This window comes from Pseudomonas sp. (genome assembly GCF_028293835.1).
Taxonomy (GTDB): domain Bacteria; phylum Pseudomonadota; class Gammaproteobacteria; order Pseudomonadales; family Pseudomonadaceae; genus Aquipseudomonas.
The window spans coordinates 24,571-42,139 of the sequence record NZ_JAQGNX010000111.1; the positions used below are offsets into that span (position 1 = coordinate 24,571).

Annotated in this window: 17 protein-coding genes; 9 read left to right on the forward strand and 8 right to left on the reverse strand. The window is 57.4% G+C overall.

Annotation, left to right across the window (positions count from 1 at the left end; genetic code table 11):
* The first annotated feature begins 139 nt into the window (after nt 1-139).
* The gene (gene ung, locus JWR17_RS16265) at nt 140-838 is read left to right on the forward strand and encodes a uracil-DNA glycosylase (RefSeq protein WP_299832962.1); all 699 of its coding nucleotides are present in this window, start codon (nt 140-142) and stop codon (nt 836-838) included.
* Nucleotides 839-866: 28 nt separating this feature from the next.
* Here ung and JWR17_RS16270 read toward each other — a convergent pair whose 3' ends face one another.
* The 5 genes from JWR17_RS16270 to JWR17_RS16290 all read right to left on the reverse strand — a co-directional run bounded on the left by JWR17_RS16270 (nt 867) and on the right by JWR17_RS16290 (nt 6,256).
* Nucleotides 867-1,898, reverse strand: a complete 1,032-nt coding sequence (locus tag JWR17_RS16270) for an AbrB family transcriptional regulator (protein WP_299832963.1) — start codon at nt 1,896-1,898, stop codon at nt 867-869.
* Nucleotides 1,891-3,405, reverse strand: coding sequence for a tripartite tricarboxylate transporter permease (locus JWR17_RS16275; RefSeq protein WP_299832964.1), 1,515 nt, complete (start codon nt 3,403-3,405; stop codon nt 1,891-1,893). The genes JWR17_RS16270 and JWR17_RS16275 overlap by 8 nt, the downstream gene beginning before the upstream one ends.
* A 2-nt stretch (nt 3,406-3,407) precedes the next feature.
* Entirely contained in the window at nt 3,408-3,866 is a 459-nt protein-coding gene (locus tag JWR17_RS16280) for a tripartite tricarboxylate transporter TctB family protein (RefSeq protein WP_299832965.1), read from the reverse strand.
* A gap of 64 nt (nt 3,867-3,930) precedes the next feature.
* Nucleotides 3,931-4,917, reverse strand: coding sequence for a tripartite tricarboxylate transporter substrate binding protein (locus tag JWR17_RS16285; protein ID WP_299832976.1), 987 nt, complete (start codon nt 4,915-4,917; stop codon nt 3,931-3,933).
* A 43-nt stretch (nt 4,918-4,960) separates the two neighbouring features.
* Nucleotides 4,961-6,256 carry an OprD family porin gene (locus JWR17_RS16290; protein ID WP_299832966.1) on the reverse strand — a complete coding sequence of 432 codons (1,296 nt, stop codon included), beginning with the start codon at nt 6,254-6,256 and terminating at the stop codon, nt 4,961-4,963.
* 214 nt (nt 6,257-6,470) lie between these two features.
* Here JWR17_RS16290 and JWR17_RS16295 point away from each other — a divergent pair, with 214 nt between their 5' ends.
* The gene (locus JWR17_RS16295) at nt 6,471-7,142 is read left to right on the forward strand and encodes a response regulator (protein ID WP_299832967.1); all 672 of its coding nucleotides are present in this window, start codon (nt 6,471-6,473) and stop codon (nt 7,140-7,142) included.
* On the forward strand, nt 7,135-8,535 hold the full coding sequence (locus JWR17_RS16300; RefSeq protein ID WP_299832968.1) for a sensor histidine kinase: 1,401 nt from the start codon (nt 7,135-7,137) through the stop codon (nt 8,533-8,535). The genes JWR17_RS16295 and JWR17_RS16300 overlap by 8 nt, the downstream gene beginning before the upstream one ends.
* A gap of 30 nt (nt 8,536-8,565) precedes the next feature.
* On the opposite strand, the gene JWR17_RS16305 is transcribed toward JWR17_RS16300, so the two are convergent.
* On the reverse strand, nt 8,566-9,387 hold the full coding sequence (locus tag JWR17_RS16305) for an HDOD domain-containing protein (protein WP_299832969.1): 822 nt from the start codon (nt 9,385-9,387) through the stop codon (nt 8,566-8,568).
* A 102-nt stretch (nt 9,388-9,489) separates the two neighbouring features.
* A complete protein-coding gene (locus JWR17_RS16310) occupies nt 9,490-10,431 on the reverse strand; it encodes a folate-binding protein YgfZ (protein WP_299832970.1) in 942 nt (313 codons plus the stop codon).
* A gap of 160 nt (nt 10,432-10,591) precedes the next feature.
* On the opposite strand from JWR17_RS16310, the gene JWR17_RS16315 reads away from it, so the two are divergent.
* Nucleotides 10,592-10,846 (forward strand): succinate dehydrogenase assembly factor 2, encoded by a 255-nt coding sequence (locus tag JWR17_RS16315; protein ID WP_299832971.1) that lies wholly within the window; start codon nt 10,592-10,594, stop codon nt 10,844-10,846.
* Complete coding sequence (locus JWR17_RS16320; protein WP_299832972.1) at nt 10,830-11,297, forward strand: protein YgfX; 468 nt, start codon at nt 10,830-10,832, stop codon at nt 11,295-11,297. Before JWR17_RS16315 ends, JWR17_RS16320 begins: the two co-directional genes overlap by 17 nt.
* On the opposite strand, the gene nadB is transcribed toward JWR17_RS16320, so the two are convergent.
* The gene (gene nadB / locus JWR17_RS16325; protein WP_299832973.1) at nt 11,266-12,882 is read right to left on the reverse strand and encodes an L-aspartate oxidase; all 1,617 of its coding nucleotides are present in this window, start codon (nt 12,880-12,882) and stop codon (nt 11,266-11,268) included. The two genes, JWR17_RS16320 and nadB, sit on opposite strands and share 32 nt — an antisense overlap.
* A gap of 504 nt (nt 12,883-13,386) precedes the next feature.
* Here nadB and rpoE point away from each other — a divergent pair.
* The 4 genes from rpoE to JWR17_RS16345 all read left to right on the forward strand — a co-directional run bounded on the left by rpoE (nt 13,387) and on the right by JWR17_RS16345 (nt 17,317).
* Complete coding sequence (rpoE, locus tag JWR17_RS16330; RefSeq protein WP_020288878.1) at nt 13,387-13,968, forward strand: RNA polymerase sigma factor RpoE; 582 nt, start codon at nt 13,387-13,389, stop codon at nt 13,966-13,968.
* A 31-nt stretch (nt 13,969-13,999) separates the two neighbouring features.
* Nucleotides 14,000-14,593: an anti sigma-E factor RseA C-terminal domain-containing protein gene (locus JWR17_RS16335; protein ID WP_299832974.1), complete on the forward strand. Its 594-nt coding sequence runs from the start codon at nt 14,000-14,002 to the stop codon at nt 14,591-14,593.
* A 25-nt stretch (nt 14,594-14,618) separates the two neighbouring features.
* Nucleotides 14,619-15,587 (forward strand): MucB/RseB C-terminal domain-containing protein, encoded by a 969-nt coding sequence (locus tag JWR17_RS16340; protein ID WP_299832975.1) that lies wholly within the window; start codon nt 14,619-14,621, stop codon nt 15,585-15,587.
* Between the two features lie 350 nt (nt 15,588-15,937).
* Nucleotides 15,938-17,317, forward strand: a complete 1,380-nt coding sequence (locus tag JWR17_RS16345) for a DegQ family serine endoprotease (protein ID WP_299832977.1) — start codon at nt 15,938-15,940, stop codon at nt 17,315-17,317.
* Nucleotides 17,318-17,569: the final 252 nt, after the last annotated feature.

Consider the following 17,569-nt stretch of genomic DNA (forward strand, 5'->3'; position numbering starts at 1 on the left):
CTCTGTGATACCCCGGTGCGCGGGCAGTTGCAAACGGCGATTTGAAAAGAATCGCAGGAACCGGCGCTTTCTGCTCAGCGGATTTGACATCGGAGGCAGGCTTTTCTAGTGTCCGCGCATTGTTTTCTGCAGGTGTGCCATGACAAGCGACGACCGAATCAAACTCGAACCCGGCTGGAAGCACGCGCTGCGTGACGAATTCGAGCAGCCGTACATGAATGAGTTGCGCGGGTTTTTACGCCAGGAACACGCGGCCGGCAAAGAAATCTATCCGCCAGGACCACTGATTTTCAACGCGCTGAATTCGACGCCGTTGGATAAGGTCAAGGTGGTGATCCTTGGTCAGGACCCGTATCACGGTCCCGGTCAGGCCCATGGCTTGTGTTTTTCAGTGCAGCCGGGGGTGCCGACACCGCCTTCCCTGGTCAACATTTACAAAGAGCTCAAGCGTGACCTGAACATCGACATTGCCAATCACGGTTATCTGCAATCCTGGGCTGATCAAGGCGTGTTGCTGCTTAACACCACCCTGACCGTCGAGCGGGCCAACGCTGCCTCACATGCGAAAAAAGGCTGGCAGCATTTTACCGATAAGGTCATCGAGGCGGTCAGTGAACATCAACCGCATTTGGTGTTTCTGCTGTGGGGCGCCCACGCACAAAGCAAACAAAAGCTGATCGATGCCACCAAGCACTTGGTATTAACCTCAGTGCACCCGTCGCCACTGTCGGCATACAAAGGATTTTTGGGTAACGGTCATTTTGGGCGGGCCAATAAGTACCTGCAGCAGAATGGGTTGAGCCCGATTGATTGGAAGCTGCCGGAAGTAACGCTGTAGGATTTTGTTTTTATAAGGCTGCGCGGTCTTAAACCGGCCGTTTATCCCAATACCGAAACAACGGCTCAGCCAGAAACAACACAAACAGCAGGCGCATGACCTGCATTGCCGTCACCAGGGGCACCGACAGCAGCAATACCTCGGCCGTCAGGCTCATTTCAGCGATGCCGCCGGGCATCATGCCCAGGGTCAAGGAGCGCAGATCCAGATGGGTCAGCGCGCTTAATCCCACAGCGGCAAGGGCGGCGATCAGCATGGTCAAAGCCGTTGCGAGCAAGGTTCTGCCAATGAACGACGGCGCACGTCGAAAGAAAGAACGGTTGAAGTGGCAACCCAATCCGCTACCAATCAACCATTGCCCAACCTGACTGCCGCCGTGGGGCAAGCCAATGTGCAAGTCCATGCCGATGCTCACGGCTGCGCTGAGCAGAAGGGGGCCAAACAACCACGGATTGGGCTGTTTCATCTGCTGCCAGGCCCACGCTAGCAATCCGCCCGCCGGAAACAGCACCAGCAACCAACGCCAATCCACTGCGACCGGCGTCAGCACTGGCGCGCCGTCGCCCATGAAGTACTTGAACAGCGCGGGCACACACAGCACCACCATCAACACCCGCAAACTTTGGCCTGCGGCGACGCTGCTGAGGATGGCCCCGTTGCGTGCGCCAAGGTTAACCATCTCCCCCGAGCCGCCTGGCATGCTGGAGAAAAACGCGGTTGCACGGTCTTCGCCGGTGCGGCGCATCAACCATACGCCAACCACGCTGGAAACACTGGTTACCAAGGCGCCGAAGAAGATCAGGCCAAAGTTCGACATCACCTGCTCTATCACCAGTGGGGTGAAATGCAGACCGATGCCGATTCCGATGATCCATTGGCCGACTTTACGTCCGCCGGGGATTTCTCCCAGTTGCCAAGGCGTCAGGCAGCGCACCACTATGATCGCCAGTAACGAGCCGACCATCCACGGCAGCGGCCAACCGACCTGGCTGGCGAGGTAACCGCCCAGCAGGCCAACCAGCGGTGTTCCCCACCAGGTTTTTAGCGAGCGATCAAGCATCTGCCACGGCGCGACGTTGCACGGAACGTTTACGCCAGATGCGCAGGATTGGCATCAGCAGCATGATCGCGGTCAGCACCCAGACGCCAAAAGTGATCGGACTGGACCAGAGGATCTCCAGCGCACCATTGGAAATGGACAGCGCACGACGCAGGTTCTGCTCCATCAAACCTCCGAGAATGAAGCCCAGCAGCACCGGCGACAGCGGGAAATCCAGCTTGCGCAGGATGTAACCGAAGATGCCAATACCGACCATCAGGAACAGATCGAACGTCGTGGCGTGCACTGCATAGACGCCAATCGCAGTGATGATCGCGATCACCGGCACCAGCGCCCAGTTCGGCACGGCAAGGATGCGGGTGAAAATGCGGATCATAGGGATGTTGAGGATCACCAACATGACGTTGGCGACGAACAACGAGGCAATAAGGCCCCACACAATGTTCGGTTGCTGTTGAAACAGCAGCGGGCCGGGGGTGATGTTGTACAGAGACAGTGCGCCGATCATCACCGCCGTGGTGCCAGAGCCTGGAACACCCAAGGTCAGCATCGGCACTAGCGCACCACAGGCCGAAGCGCCGATAGCGGTTTCAGGGGCGGCGAGGCCGCGCATGTCACCCTGGCCGAATTTGCCTGTCTTGCCCGCCAGCCGTTTCTCAGTCATATAGGCCACGGCACTGGCCAGCGTCGCGCCCGCCCCCGGCAGCACGCCCATGATGAACCCGAGCAAGCCGCAGCGAATATTCACCACGAACACCGAACTGGCTTCTTTGAAGTTGAACATCATCCGGCCAGTGGCTTTCACCGCTTCCTGGCCCCGGTGAGTCTTCTCCAGCAGCAACAAGATTTCACTGATGGAAAACAGGCCAAGCACCAACACCACGAACTGAATACCGTCAGTCAGGTGAATGTTATCGCCGGTAAAACGGTACACGCCACTGTTGGCATCAATGCCGACGCTGGACAGAAACAAGCCGATCAACGCGGCGATGAAGGTTTTCAGCGGACGATCACCGGCCATGCCGCCCAGGCAGACAATCGCAAACACCATCAGTACGAAGTATTCCGCCGGGCCGAAGGCAATCGCCCATTTCGCCAACAGTGGCGCGAACAACACCATGCCGCAGGTGGCGATAAATGCGCCGATGAACGAACTCCACGCCGACAGCGATAACGCCACACCTGCCAAGCCTTGACGAGCCATTGGGTAACCATCAAGGGTGGTCATCACTGTAGAGGCTTCACCTGGAATGTTCAGCAGGATCGAGCTGATCCGGCCGCCGTATTCGCAGCCCAGGTACACCGCCGCGAGCAAAATCAAAGCAGACTCAGGCGGCAGGCCGAGGGCGAACGCAATGGGAATAAGCAGCGCTACACCATTGATCGGACCGAGACCCGGAAGCAGCCCGACGACAGTGCCGATCAGCGTGCCACACAAGGCGGTGATTAAATTGTAAGGGGTTAGCGCAACGCCAAAACCTTGGCCCAGATAGGCAAAAGTATCCATGTTTAATCCTCCAGAACGTCGAGCAGGCCTAGTGGTAACGGAACGTCCATGGCTTTATCGAACAACACGTAAAGGCCGACGCTCATCAAGGTCACGATCACCACGCTGGGCATCCAGCGCCCGCCGTATAGTCGGGCCATAGGGATACCGATCAGGATGCTGCTGAGAATGAAACCCAGCGGTTCGAACAGTCCGGCGAATACCAACAGAAGCAAGGTGCACAGCCCGATCTTGATTAGAGTCGGGCGGTCCAGTTGTGGGTCTTCGTCGGTATGGACGATGGCCGTCGGGCGGATCAGCAGGTACAGCAGGCCCAGCATCATCAGGCCGAGCATCAACAGTGGAAACGCCCGAGGTCCGACCGGTTCGTAGGAAAAGGCCGCTTGATACGGCCAGGCCATGAGCGCCAGGCCGATGCACGCCAGCAGCAACACCGAGGCGAAAATTCGTTGTATGAGCATGGAAAACTCCTGGGTCGCGCCGCTTTCGCATGATGGGCGCGACCGCTGATAGCAAACGACTCGGTTACTGAATCAGGCCAAATTCCTTGGCCAGGACTTTGTAGTCAGCCACTTGTTTTTTCACATACACGTCCAGTTCTGCACCGGTCATGGCGAAAGGAAACAGTTCGCGCTGATCACGCAATGCGGCGAAGTCTTCCGACACCAGCAACTTGTCGAACGCGGCCTTCCACCAGGCGTAATCTTCGTCGCTGACCTTTGGCCCCAGGTAGAAACCGCGAACCACGGGCCAGACAATGTCGTAACCCTGTTCTTTGGCGGTAGGAATGTCCTTCATCTCTGGTTCATCGAGACGCTTCTCGGAGAACACCGCAAGTAGGCGCATGTCGCCGCTGAGGATGTGTGGCATAGAGTCGGAAATGTCCGTGCTGCCCACTTGAATGTGCCCGCCGAGCAACGCCGTTGCGATTTCACCACCGCCTTCCAGGGCGACATAACGCAAATCACGCGGGTTGATGCCGGCGGCTTTGGCAATCAATGCGGTTTGCATCCAGTCTTGACTGCCGACGGTGCCGCCGGAACCAATCACGACTTTGCTTGGGTCTTTTTTCAGCGCCTCGACCAGGTCATTCAGATTTTTGTAGGGCGAATCGCTTTTCACCGCGATGGCCCCATAGCTGGTGCCGACCGCTGCCAGCCAGCGCACCGCGTTCTCATCGAAACGGCCGAATTTACCTTGCGCCAGGTTCAGCAACGAACCGCTGGACCACGCCACCAATGTCCCGCCATCGGCCGGACGCTGGGCGACCACCGCGTTATAAGCCACCGCGCCGACGCCTCCTGGCATGTAGGTGACGCGCATCGGTTTGCTCAGTAGTTTTTCGTTAACCAGTGCGCTTTGCACCAGCTTGCACGTCAGGTCAAAACCGCCGCCCGGTGACGCTGGGGCGATACACTCCGGGCGCTTGGGTTCGGCGGCGGTCAGTTGAGTAGCCACCAGCAGGCAGCTGGCGGCCAGGGCGAAGCGACGCAAGGATAAAGTCATGGGCAGTCTCCAGGGGAGTTGTTGTTTTTAGAAAATGGCTGGCAAGCGCTTACCAGATCGCGACCGTATAGCTGACCAGAAGGCGCACTTCATCAGCGTCCCGGGCAAAGTTTGAGCGGTAGGTAGCATTACGCAGGCGCACCGCGACGTTTTTCAGAGTGCCGCTCTGTACTACGTATTTGATTTCGCTGTTGCGCTCCCATTCTTTGCCTTCACCGTTATGGCCGTTCACGCTGGCGTTATCGCCGCTGATGTAACGGCTCATGAAGGTCAAGCCGGGAACGCCGAGCTTGGCGAAGTCAAAGTCATAACGGGCTTGCCACGAGTGTTCGTTGGCTTCAGCGAAGTCGCCGATTTGCACGAAGTTGATCAGGAACGGGTCGCTGCCATCGATATACGGGAAAGCGCTGTCTCCAGACATGCGCTGGTAACCGGCGCTGAGCTTATGGCCGCTGAGGGCATAACTGACGATGCCATTGAGCGAGGTGTTATCAATGTCGCCACCCCGTGCCGCGCCCTGGTCGTTGCTGACCGCCAGGCGTAAATCGGTGCCGAAGGTGCCCGGCCCAAAAGGCTGCGAGGCGACCAGCCCGACGAAGTGTTGGCGATAAACCTCGTCGAGTTCGGCGAAGTGGTAGCTGGCTACCATTTTCTCGGTGAGTTTGTAATCGAACCCGGCCATGTCGAAATTCTTCCCGGCTACGTTGCCGGTGAAGCGTTTGTTCTTGTTGTTCAGGGCAATCTCTTCACTGCTGGTATCGTCGCGATCCTTGACCTTTTGCAAGCGGCCGCCAGTGAAGGTCAGGTTCTTGAATTCCTTTGAGGTCAGCATGCCGCCCTCAAAGGACTGCGGCAGGATGCGTCCGTCGTTGGGCCGCAGGGTTTGCAATTCAGGTATCAGCGTGCCGATTTTCAGTTCAGTGGCTGAGACTTTGACTTTGCCCGTCAGCCCACCCTTGGAGTATTCGTCGGCGGCGCGGCCGTCGTCATGGGTCGGCAACAGGCCGGTGCCGGTGCGATCGGGGCTGGAATCGAGTTTGAGTCCAACCATACCGATGGCGTCCAGACCAAAACCGACGGTCCCGGCGGTGTAGCCGGATTCGACCTTGAGCACGAAGCCCTGAGCCCATTCGTCGCGCTTGGACTGTTGGGCGCTCGTGCCGTCGCGGAAATCGCGATTGAAGTACATGTTGCGGGTTTCGAGGGTGGCGCTGCTGTCTTCGACGAAGTCAGCAAAGCTCATCGGGCTGAAACCAGCCAGTGCCGCTGCACCGGCAAGGGCGGTTGAGTTTATGCGCTGGGAACGAACAGGCGAGGGGGCCAGAGGCTGCAAAGACAGCGTCATGAAGTACTCCATTTATTGTTCTTATAAGAAAACGCATCGGGGCGTTTTTCAATTTCGCGGCAGTGGTGACTTACCGCTGCTGAATGCTAAAAGGTGAAGCTTTCACTAACCTTTCAGTGACCCATTGGTGATGGCTGATTTGTTTTCGTGCTTCACAGTGGCCAACACGGCTGTAGACTCCGCCGCTTATAAGCCTAAGAAACTGGAGAAGTCGATGCGGGTTCTTCTCGTCGAAGACCATCTGCAACTGGCCGAAAGCGTGGCTCAGTCCCTGAAAAGTCAGGGTTTGACCGTTGACGTCTTACACGATGGGGTGGCCGCTGATCTGGCCTTGAGCAGTGAACAATACGCGGTTGCAATTCTCGACGTGGGTCTGCCGCGCATGGACGGCTTCGAAGTCCTGGCGCGCTTACGGGCCCGGGGCAAAAACCTGCCGGTGCTGATGTTGACCGCACGCAGCGATGTCAAAGACCGCGTGCATGGGCTCAATCTGGGCGCCGATGATTATTTGGCCAAGCCCTTCGAGCTTTCCGAACTGGAGGCGCGGGTCAAAGCATTATTGCGCCGTAGCGTATTGGGTGGCGAGCGCCAGCAGCGCTGCGGGGCATTGGTTTACGACCTGGATACACGGCGTTTTGCCCTGGGTGACGAATTGCTGACTTTGACCTCTCGGGAGCAGGCGGTGCTGGAGGTGTTGATTGCACGGCCTGGTCGGGTAATGAGCAAAGAGCAGTTGGCGGCGCAAGTGTTTGGCCTTGATGAGGAGGCCAGTCCCGACGCGATCGAAATCTATGTGCACCGCCTGCGCAAAAAGCTCGACGGGCATCCGATCGCTATCGTGACCTTTCGCGGACTCGGTTATTTGCTGGAAAGCCGTGATGCGTGATGCAACCCGCGCGGGCCCTACCAGCCTGCGTTGGCGGCTGCTGTGGAATCTCGGTTTGTTGCTGACGGTATTAATGTTGGCCAGTGGTTTAAGCGCTTACTGGAACGGCCGCGAAGCTGCCGATACGGCCTACGACCGCACATTGCTGGCCTCGGCGCGGACCATCGCGGCTGGGGTTTCCCAGCGCGACGGCAGCCTCAGCGCCGATGTGCCGTACGTTGCCCTGGACACGTTCGCCTATGACAGTGCCGGGCGAATTTATTACCAGGTCAACGACATCAACAAGCAGTTGGTCTCGGGCTATGAAAATCTTCCGGCCCCCCCACCCGGCACCTTGCGCACCGACGACTATCCGGCGTTGGCGAGTTTTTACAATGGACGTTATCAAGGCCAGGAGGTGCGCGTGGTCAGCTTGCTCAAGCCGGTCAGCGAGCCAACTATGAACGGCATGGTGGAAATTCGTGTTGCCGAAACCGAAGAAGCACGAGTGCGCATGGCGCGTAGCTTGATGGCCGATACGTTGTGGCGTCTGGGCATGTTGGGCAGCGGTGCACTGGTGTTGGTCTGGTTCACTGTCAGTGCGGCGTTGCGCCCGTTGGAGCGCTTGCGCACCGCAGTGGAAGAGCGTCAGCCGGACGATTTACGCGCATTGCCATTGGTCGAAGTACAGCGCGAGTTGCGGCCGCTGGTGGGCGCGCTCAACCACTTCACCGAGCGTCTGCGCGTGCAGTTCGAGCGCCAATCGCAGTTCATCGCCGACGCCGCCCACGAGTTGCGCACCCCGTTGGCCGCCCTCAAGGCGCGTGTCGAGCTGGGGTTGCGCGACACCCATCCGGCGAACTGGCGCACTACGTTGGCGGCTGCGGCCCAGAGCACTGATCGCCTGACTCATCTGGCCAATCAATTGTTGTCGTTGGCGCGCATCGAAAACGGCGCCCGGGCGATTTCCGAAGGCGGTGCGCAATTACTCGATCTCAGCCAGTTGGCCCGTGAGTTAGGCATGGCCATGGCGCCGCTGGCTCATGCCAGAGGGGTCGCTTTGGCGCTGGAAGCCGATGCCCCGGTGTGGGTGCGCGGCGATCCGATTTTGCTCAACGAATTGCTGAGTAATTTGGTCGATAACGCATTGGCGCATACCCCGGCGAATGGCAATGTCGTCCTTCGGGTCAGTGCGCCAGGTGTGCTTGAGGTGGAAGATGACGGCGCCGGTATTCCCGAAGCGGACCGTGAACGCGTGTTTGAACGCTTTTACCGTCGCTATCCGCACGGTTCAGGCTCGGGACTCGGTTTAGCTATTGTCGGCGAAATCTGCCGTGCGCACCTGGCCCAGATCAGCCTCCATGACGGGGTTGAACGTGGGCTGAAGGTGCGGGTGCATTTTTGTCAGGGCTGATGCAGGTTTGTTTGATGACCGGGCAATGGTCTAGACAAGCATATTCATTGCTTCATTCATCTGGGTGACCAACGTGCCGTCTTCAAAGCTAAGGCCCAGACGTTTAAACGAGGGCAGGGTTCTCATGTCGATCTCGGCGTAATCATGATGAGTACCTTGATAACTGTGCAGCATGGCGATTTGTACCAGATCCACGTAGTCGGCCTGGGGTGCCTGACGCTCAAAGTCCTGAAACTGGCCCGGAACTTTGGCCAGCGGCGCAGGAAATTCCCAGGCAGTGAGTAATCTCTCACCAATGATCGGGTGAATCCGCTCAATCACATGGTTAAGGCTGACCGAATCTGACAGCAGTTCAAAATGCTCTTCGGCATAGGTCAGGATTGGTAATACGCCGATCAGGTGCACCATCCCCGCCAACGTCGCCTGATCGGGTTTAAGTTGAGTGTGCTTGCGGCACAACACGTAGCTGATGCCCGCTACCTGCAAGCTTTTTATCCAGATTTCACGCATCTTGCGCTCAACCACCTCCGACTTGGCATGGAACATCTGTTCAACGACCAATCCGATGGCCAAATTGCAGCTGTAGTTGATGCCCAATCGGGTGATAGCGGTATGCAGGTCGCTCACTTCGATACTGCCGCGCATCAGCGGGCTGTTAACGACTTTGATCAATCGCGCCGACAAGGCGGTATCGCTGGCGATCACTTTGCTTAATTCGCTGACGCTGATGTCTTGGTTTTCGGCGGCGAGACGAATCTTCAAAGCAACTTCCGGCAGGGTTGGCAAAAACAGCGCGTCATTATTTATTGCCCGGATCAGATCCTTTTGCACCGTGTCAGCCATCGTGTTCATGTCACATCTCATAGGCGTAGCGTGGTTCATGTTGCCGAACACTCGACGAGGGCTCGGGGTTGTTGCGGTTGGACCCGGAAACGAGCAGGTAGTGCATACGGATTAACGCTGAGTTTCGAGCTTGGAGTCCAGAGTGTACGGCAGCTCTGCCAACTCCAGGGCCGGGCCGTCTGCACTGCCCAGGTGAATGTTACCGTCCTCTGCTGCGTCAGCCTGCAACACGGCCAGTAACTCTATGCCATTACTTGCCGTTGCAGCCATGACCACTTCGCCCACTGCACTGGCATGAACCGGCGAAAAAACAGCGGTGCCGGGTTCGGGAAGCTCAGTGTTTGCCAGCGTCAGGCGGTACAAACGACGCTTGAGCTTGCCCAGGTACTGCATGCGCGCGACGATTTCCTGGCCGGTGTAGCAGCCTTTTTTGAAGCTCACGGCGCCTACTGCCTGCAAATTCAGCATCTGCGGGATAAAGGTTTCGCGGGTATTCCCGGTGACCTGGCCGATACCGGCCCGAATCTGGCCCAGCAGCCAATCGTTCAGCGAGCCTTGGGTCAGCTGTGCTGCAATGCGCGTCTGCACGGTCTCGGCCTGATCGGCCGCTACCCACAATTCGGCGCGAGCCGGCGACACACGGATGGCGATCAGGTCATTGGCACGCGCCACGGAATCCGTGGCTTGCGGCAAATCCAGCCCCAGGGAAACCAGCGTGCCGTCCCCGTTATCAAAGCCAAAACGCACCCAGCGGGCGCTTTCGTCGGTCAGCTTGGACTTGGAGAACACCGCGTATTTCTTCAGGTCGGCCAATTGTGGCTCGATCAGCTCCGACGCCATCGCCAGCAGGCAACCATCACGTTCAAGCAGAATGCGAAAGCTCGACTGCATGCGGCCCTTTTGCGTGCAGCGTGCGCCGAGGGTTGCCGTGGTGTCGTTGAGGTAATTGAGGTTGCACGTCAGTTGGCCCTGAAGAAACTTACTGGCGTCAGGGCCGCGGACGGCGAGTATGCCCTCGTGGGATAGCGTGCAGAAGAAAGGGGAGTCGGACATGGGCCATCGCAGGATAAATAGTCTGGGCACCATGATAGTGCCGAGTTTGCCTAAGGGTACAGGTTTGATCACCGATCAATTGAAAACTCCTGCGACCAAAGCTCAGTGCGCCGCGCGGAACTGCGCCTGTATACTTGCCGCCTAATTTGAGGAGCGCTCCATGGTCGATGACGTTGAACTCAACCGGCTCTACTGGCACAGCCGCCGTGGCATGCTTGAGCTGGATGTACTGCTGGTACCATTTGTAAAAGAGGTTTACTCCACGCTGAACGCTGAAGACCGCGATCTTTATCGTCGGTTGCTGACGTCTGAAGACCAGGACATGTTCGGTTGGTTCATGCAGCGCGCCGAGTCTGAAGACCCTGAGCTACAGCGCATGGTCCGGATGATTCTGGACCGTGTCCAGCCAAAGTAGTCGGTTCGAATGCCGTTGGCAGGCTTCGCGGCTGTTGCTGACGGCGTACTGGGTTGCCCAGGCGCTGGCGCTGTTTTCGTTATTTTTTCTTGATGTGTCCTGGTGGGTCCGTGTACTCGGCGCTATTGCGTGTCTGGTTCATGGGTGTTGGGCGTTGCCACAGTTTATTGTGCTGAGCAGCCCTGCGGCGTTCACCGGGCTGCGCCGCACTGTCGACGGATGGCAGTTGTGGAGTGATCGCGGCGGTTGGCAAGCCGTGCAACTGCGCCGCGACAGCCTCGCGTTGCCGCTCGTTGTGGTCCTGCGCTTTCGGGTGGTCAACGAGCCGCGACGGTTCGGTCGGCGGGTGCGTGGTCTGTGCATTCCGAGCGACGCGCTGGCGCCGGAAGAGCACCGTCGCTTACGCGTGCGTCTGAAATTCAGCCGACGTAGGTGGGCGGCACCAGAATAGTGTCCAGTGCCTCGGGCAACATGTCCGGGTAATCCAGCGTGTAGTGCAATCCCCGGCTTTCTTTGCGCTCCATGGCTGAGTTGATCATTAGTTCGGCCACTTGCGCCAGGTTGCGCAGTTCGATCAAGTCGCGACTGACCTTATAGTTGCTGTAGAACTCGTCGATCTCATCCAGCAGTAATCGCACCCGATGCTGCGCACGCTGCAAGCGCTTGTTGGTGCGCACGATCCCCACGTAATCCCACATGAAACGCCTTAGTTCGTCCCAGTTGTGCGCAATGATCACGTCTTCGTCGGAGTCGGTTACCTGGCTGGCATCCCAGGTGGGCAATGCCTCGGGCATGGGCACGGTCGGCAGATGATGGAGAATGTCGGCTGCGGCGGAGCGCGCGTAGACAAAGCACTCCAGCAGCGAATTACTCGCCATCCGGTTAGCGCCGTGCAATCCGGTAAAACTGGTTTCGCCAATGGCGTAAAGGCCCGGCACGTCGGTCCGGCCTTGTTCATTGACCATTACGCCACCGCAGGTGTAGTGCGCTGCCGGCACCACCGGGATGGGTTGCCGGGTAATGTCGATGCCGAACTCAAGGCATCGCTCGTACATCGTCGGAAAATGCGTCTTGATGAAGGCTTCAGGCTTATGGCTGATGTCCAGGTACACGCAGTCAACGCCCAGGCGTTTCATCTCGTGGTCAATGGCGCGGGCGACGATGTCACGCGGTGCCAGTTCGGCTCGCGGATCGAAGCGCGGCATGAAGCGTTCGCCGTTCGGCAGTTTAAGGAAAGCGCCTTCACCGCGAAGGGCTTCAGTCACCAAAAAACTCTTGGCTTGCGGGTGATACAGGCAAGTGGGGTGAAACTGGTTGAACTCCAGATTTGCCACACGGCAGCCGGAACGCCAGGCCATGGCAATACCGTCGCCACAAGCACCGTCGGGATTGCTGGTGTACAGGTAGACTTTTGCTGCGCCACCCGATGCCAGGGCCGTGAAGCGAGCGCCATAGGTGTCGACTTCGCCACTTGCACGGTTGAGCACGTAGGCGCCAAGGCAGCGTTGACCGTCCAGACCCAGGCGACGCTCAGTGATCAAGTCCACCGCGACCCGCTGTTCCAGCAGTTCTATATTGGGACGCAATTTGGCCTGGGCCAGCAACGTCTTGAAGATCGCGGCGCCGGTGGCGTCGGCGGCATGGATTATGCGGCGGTGGCTGTGGCCACCCTCACGGGTCAGGTGGAATTCGAATCCACCGTCTTCTACGTGGGGCTGATCATCTCGGGTGAACGGCACGCCTTGGTCAATCAGCCACTGAATGGCTTCTCGGCTATGCTCGACGGTGAAGCGTACCGCGTCTTCGTTGCACAACCCGCCACCGGCGTTGAGGGTGTCTTCCACATGGGACTGTACGGTATCTGCGTCGTCCAGGACGGCCGCGACACCACCCTGGGCCCAGAATGTCGAGCCGTTGGCCAGGTCGCCCTTGCTCAGGACCGCGATGCTTAAATGACTGGGCAACGTCAGCGCGAGGCTCAGGCCAGCGGCTCCGCTACCAATCACTAGGACGTCATGTTGAAAATGTTGGCTCATGTCTGAACTCCGCCCAATGCGGCCACTAGTATATAGAGGGGTGGAACGGCACAATAGCGGGGCTTTCATGTCATTGTGTGGCCACTGCGGGGCCGGAGTGTGCTCCAGTCTGAATAGATGTGCATACGGTTTTTCCGAAATCGGATCGCATCAATTTTTGGACTGAATCATGTTTCCAGCCAGGTTGTGGGAAGGTTCGTACATCTGATAGGGAAATCCGGGAACTTTCCTACACCCCCGGAGCTCAATAGCAGGTTGCCTATAAAGGGACGCGTCGATTGCGTGCGGAGCAGCAGTGACTGAAGTAACAGCGCCGCGTAATTATCGACGACAAGATTATTCACGCAGCCCGGCAATGTTCGCGCTGCGTTTTTCGTGCGGGCTAATGACCGCTCGCAGGAAACTTGCTTGGAGGGGAGAACTTTTGCGAAAAGCCCGAGTCTATGTTTGCAAGCCCGCTAAAGGGCGGCTGCAACACTCCTTCAGGTCCACCGAGGAGTGTTCATGCTAACCCAGGAAGAGGATCAGCAGCTGGTCGAGCGCGTACAGCGCGGCGACAAGCGAGCGTTTGATCTGCTCGTGCTGAAATACCAGCACAAAATTCTCGGGTTGATCGTGCGATTTGTGCACGACACCCATGAAGCCCAGGATGTTGCGCAAGAGGCCTTTATTAAAGCCTACCGCGCATTGGGAAATTTTCGCGGCGACAGCGCCTTTTATACCTGGCTGTACCGCATCGCCATTAATACGGCGAAAAACTATTTGGTATCGAGAGGTCGGCGACCGCCAGATAGCGATGTAAGGTCTGAAGACGCGGAATTTTATGATGGCGATCATGGCCTCAAGGATATCGAGTCACCAGAGCGCGCATTGTTACGGGATGAAATCGAAGGCACTGTCCATCGAACTATCCAGTTACTTCCAGAAGATTTACGTACAGCCCTAACTTTACGTGAATTCGACGGTCTGAGTTACGAGGACATTGCGAGCGTCATGCAGTGTCCGGTGGGTACCGTGCGATCTCGGATTTTCCGCGCTCGGGAAGCCATCGACAAAGCCCTGCAGCCGTTGTTGCAGGAGTCCTGAGACAGCGGCGATAGCCAAGAGAGGAACCGCCATGAGTCGTGAAGCCCTGCAGGAATCGCTGTCCGCAGTGATGGACAACGAAGCGGACGAGCTGGAAATACGTCGAGTATTGAATGCCTTTGACGACGCTGATACACGTGCTACGTGGTCGCGTTATCAAGTGGCTCGTGCAGCAATGCACAAGGACTTGTTGTTGCCTCATCTGGATATTTCGGCTGCTGTTTCTGCCGCGATTGCCGATGAAGTAAGTCCACTCAAAGCGCCGCGCAGTCCTTGGCGTAGCTTGGGTCGTCTGGCCGTTGCTGCTTCGGTAACCGTCGCTGTATTGGCGGGCGTGCGTTTGTACAACCAGGACGATATCGCAGGTGCCCAGCTTGCACAGCTAGCACCACAGCCGGCGAACCTGTCGGTGCCGCAAGTGAAAGGCCCGGCAGTTCTGGCCGGATACAAAGAGAGCTCGGAACAAGCGCCAGGCCCTATGGCCAGCGGTGTATTGCAAGGTCAAGCCGGTTGGCATGATCAGCGTCTTCCAGGCTATCTGCGTCAGCATGCTCAGCAAGCTGCGTTGAAAGGGACTGAAAGCGCTCTGCCTTACGCACGTGCTGCAAGCCTGGAAAGCCGTTAAGGCTTCGCCAAGGCTAAGGAGGACCATGCGCGCCATTCCTCTATTGCCGCTTCTGCTCGGTGGATGGCTGGTTCTTCCAGCGCAAGCCGACGACGCGCAAGACATGCTCAGGCGTCTTGCGCAGGCTGAGCAGCAGCAAAGTTTTCAAGGCACTTTTGTTTACGAGCGTAACGGTAGTTTTTCTACCCATCGGATTTGGCATCGGGTAGTGGATGGCAAAGTCCGTGAGCATATGCTCCAGCTCGACGGTTCTGCGCAAGAGGTGCTGCGCGTTGACGGACTTACCCAATGCGTCAGCGGCACGCTTGTTTCAGGCATAACCAATCAGCCCGATTCTCCGGCACGAGCATTTGATCCTAAAAGACTCTCAGCTTTCTACGATATTAATATCGTGGGAAAATCTCGCGTCGCCGGTCGTAACGCAACTATTGTTGCGCTAACGCCACGGGACCAATATCGATATAGCGTCGAATTACACTTGGACGGCGAAACAGCGCTGCCGTTGAAGTCGTTATTATTAAATGACAAAGGGCAATTGCTTGAGCGATTCCAGTTTACTGAATTGGATACTCATGACATTCCAACCGATCAAATGTTGGACGCTACGGCCGATTGTAAGCCTGTGCAAGCAGCAAAAATTAAAAGCGACACCCCACCCGTTCCCGCTAAATGGCGGTCTGACTGGGTGCCTGAAGGGTTCCAGCTGAGCAGTAGTTCGGTGCGTAAAGACCCCGTTTCGAAAGTTCTCCTGACGAGTTTGATGTATGACGACGGCCTGGCGCGATTCTCGGTATTTATCGAACCGTTGAACGGCGCCGTCGTGACTGATATCCGGACCCAACTAGGCCCCACGGCTGCAGTTTCGCGACGCGTGACCACCGCTGCCGGCGACGCGATGGTCACCGTGGTGGGTGAAATCCCCATTGGCACCGCTGAGCGAATCGCCCTTTCAATGCGCAGTACCGATACGCAGCCTAAGCAGACCGCCGGCTGATGCGGCGCGGCGGTAGAGCCGCAGCCGTCAACGAGATTTTCTCATTTGCGGTTGTATGATTCGCGACACGGCTTGAGTTTGTTTCGCAGTTGAGATGCTGAAATGTTTTGTGAAATTTCCGATTTGCAAAAACACTCGATTGTTCTTATAGGTCATTGCTTAACTGCTTTGGCCTTGGTCGTTTCTGGGCCAGGAACATTGGCAAACGGAATGCCGGCGCACTGTACTGCGACGCACGCCAGCTTTTTCGGACCGGTCGGTCCGGCAGCTTAACCATCCTCGTTGTGAACGGGAGACGTACCTTGATACCACGCTTGAATTCCTATTTGTCACTCGTTGCCGCTGTACTGATGTTGAGTCAAGCGGCTATCGCTCAGGCAGAGGCTTTGCCTGACTTTACTGGTCTGGTCGAACAAGCTTCACCTGCCGTTGTAAACATCAGCACGCGTCAAAAAATGCCTGATCGCTCCGTCGCCAGTGGGCAAATGCCGGACCTGGAGGGCCTTCCGCCTCAACTGCGTGAGTTTTTCGAGCACAGCCTTCCAAAAGGCCAGCGCAATCCCAAGGGTGGTGACCGCCAGCGCGAAGTTCAGTCACTGGGTTCGGGCTTCATTACCTCCTCTGACGGTTATGTGTTGACCAACAACCACGTGATCGAAGGCGCAGACGAAATTATCGTGCGTCTTTCCGATCGCAGTGAGCTGAAAGCCAAGCTGATCGGCACCGATCCCCGTACCGACGTTGCGGTACTGAAAATTGACGGTAAGGACCTGCCGACAGTCAAAATTGGTGATTCCGACAAGCTGAAGGTCGGCGAGTGGGTATTGGCCATTGGTTCGCCGTTCGGTTTTGATCACTCGGTGACCAAAGGCATCGTCAGCGCCAAAGGTCGCAGCCTGCCTAACGACACGTATGTGCCGTTCATTCAGACCGACGTGGCCATCAATCCGGGTAACTCCGGCGGCCCGTTGTTCAACATGGCTGGCGAAGTGGTGGGGATCAACTCACAAATATTCACCCGTTCCGGTGGGTTCATGGGCTTGTCTTTCGCCATTCCAATCGATGTTGCCATGGACGTTGCCAACCAGCTGAAAGCCGGTGGCAAGGTCAATCGCGGCTGGCTGGGCGTGGTGATCCAAGAGGTCAACAAAGACCTGGCCGAGTCGTTTGGCCTGGACAAACCCGCCGGCGCGCTGGTTGCTCAAGTACTCGACAACGGTCCTGCGGCCAAAGGTGGCGTGCAAGTGGGTGACGTCATCCTCAGCGCCAATGGGCAGCCAATCGTCATGTCCGCCGACTTGCCGCATTTGGTCGGCAATATGAAGGACGGTAGCAAGGCTGAGCTGGAAGTGATTCGTGACGGCAAGCGTCAAACCCTGACCGTCACCGTCGGTGCGCTGCCGGAAGAGGGCCAGGAAATGGGCATTCCTGAAGAGGGCATCGAGCGCAGCAGCAATCGTCTCGGTGTCTCGGTGGTTGAATTGACCGCTGAGCAGAAGAAGAACTTCGACCTCAAGGGCGGTGTGGTCATCAAGGAAGTGGAAGATGGTCCAGCGTCTCGCATTGGGTTGCAGCCGGGCGATGTGATCACTCACTTGAATAATCAGCCGATCACCACGGCCAAGAACTTCACCGAGGTCGCTAAAGACTTGCCGATGAACCATTCAGTGTCCATGCGCGTCCTGCGCCAGGGCCGTGCGAGCTTCATCACGTTCAAACTGACCGAGTAGTCTGCGTTGTAAATCGAAAGGGGGCGGTGATTACCGCCCTTTTTTGTGCCCGTCATCCGCGAAGGTGCCCGCGCAGCGCGTAAGAAGCCGTTGCTTGGCTACTGAACGTGACGCCCCAGCCTTCCATCAGGTACAATTCCCGGCTATTTTTCGGCGGGCAGTCTGCCTGCAACCTTTTTGAGTGTTGATCCGTGAGTGATTTGAGTCATATCCGCAATTTCTCCATCATCGCCCACATTGACCATGGCAAGT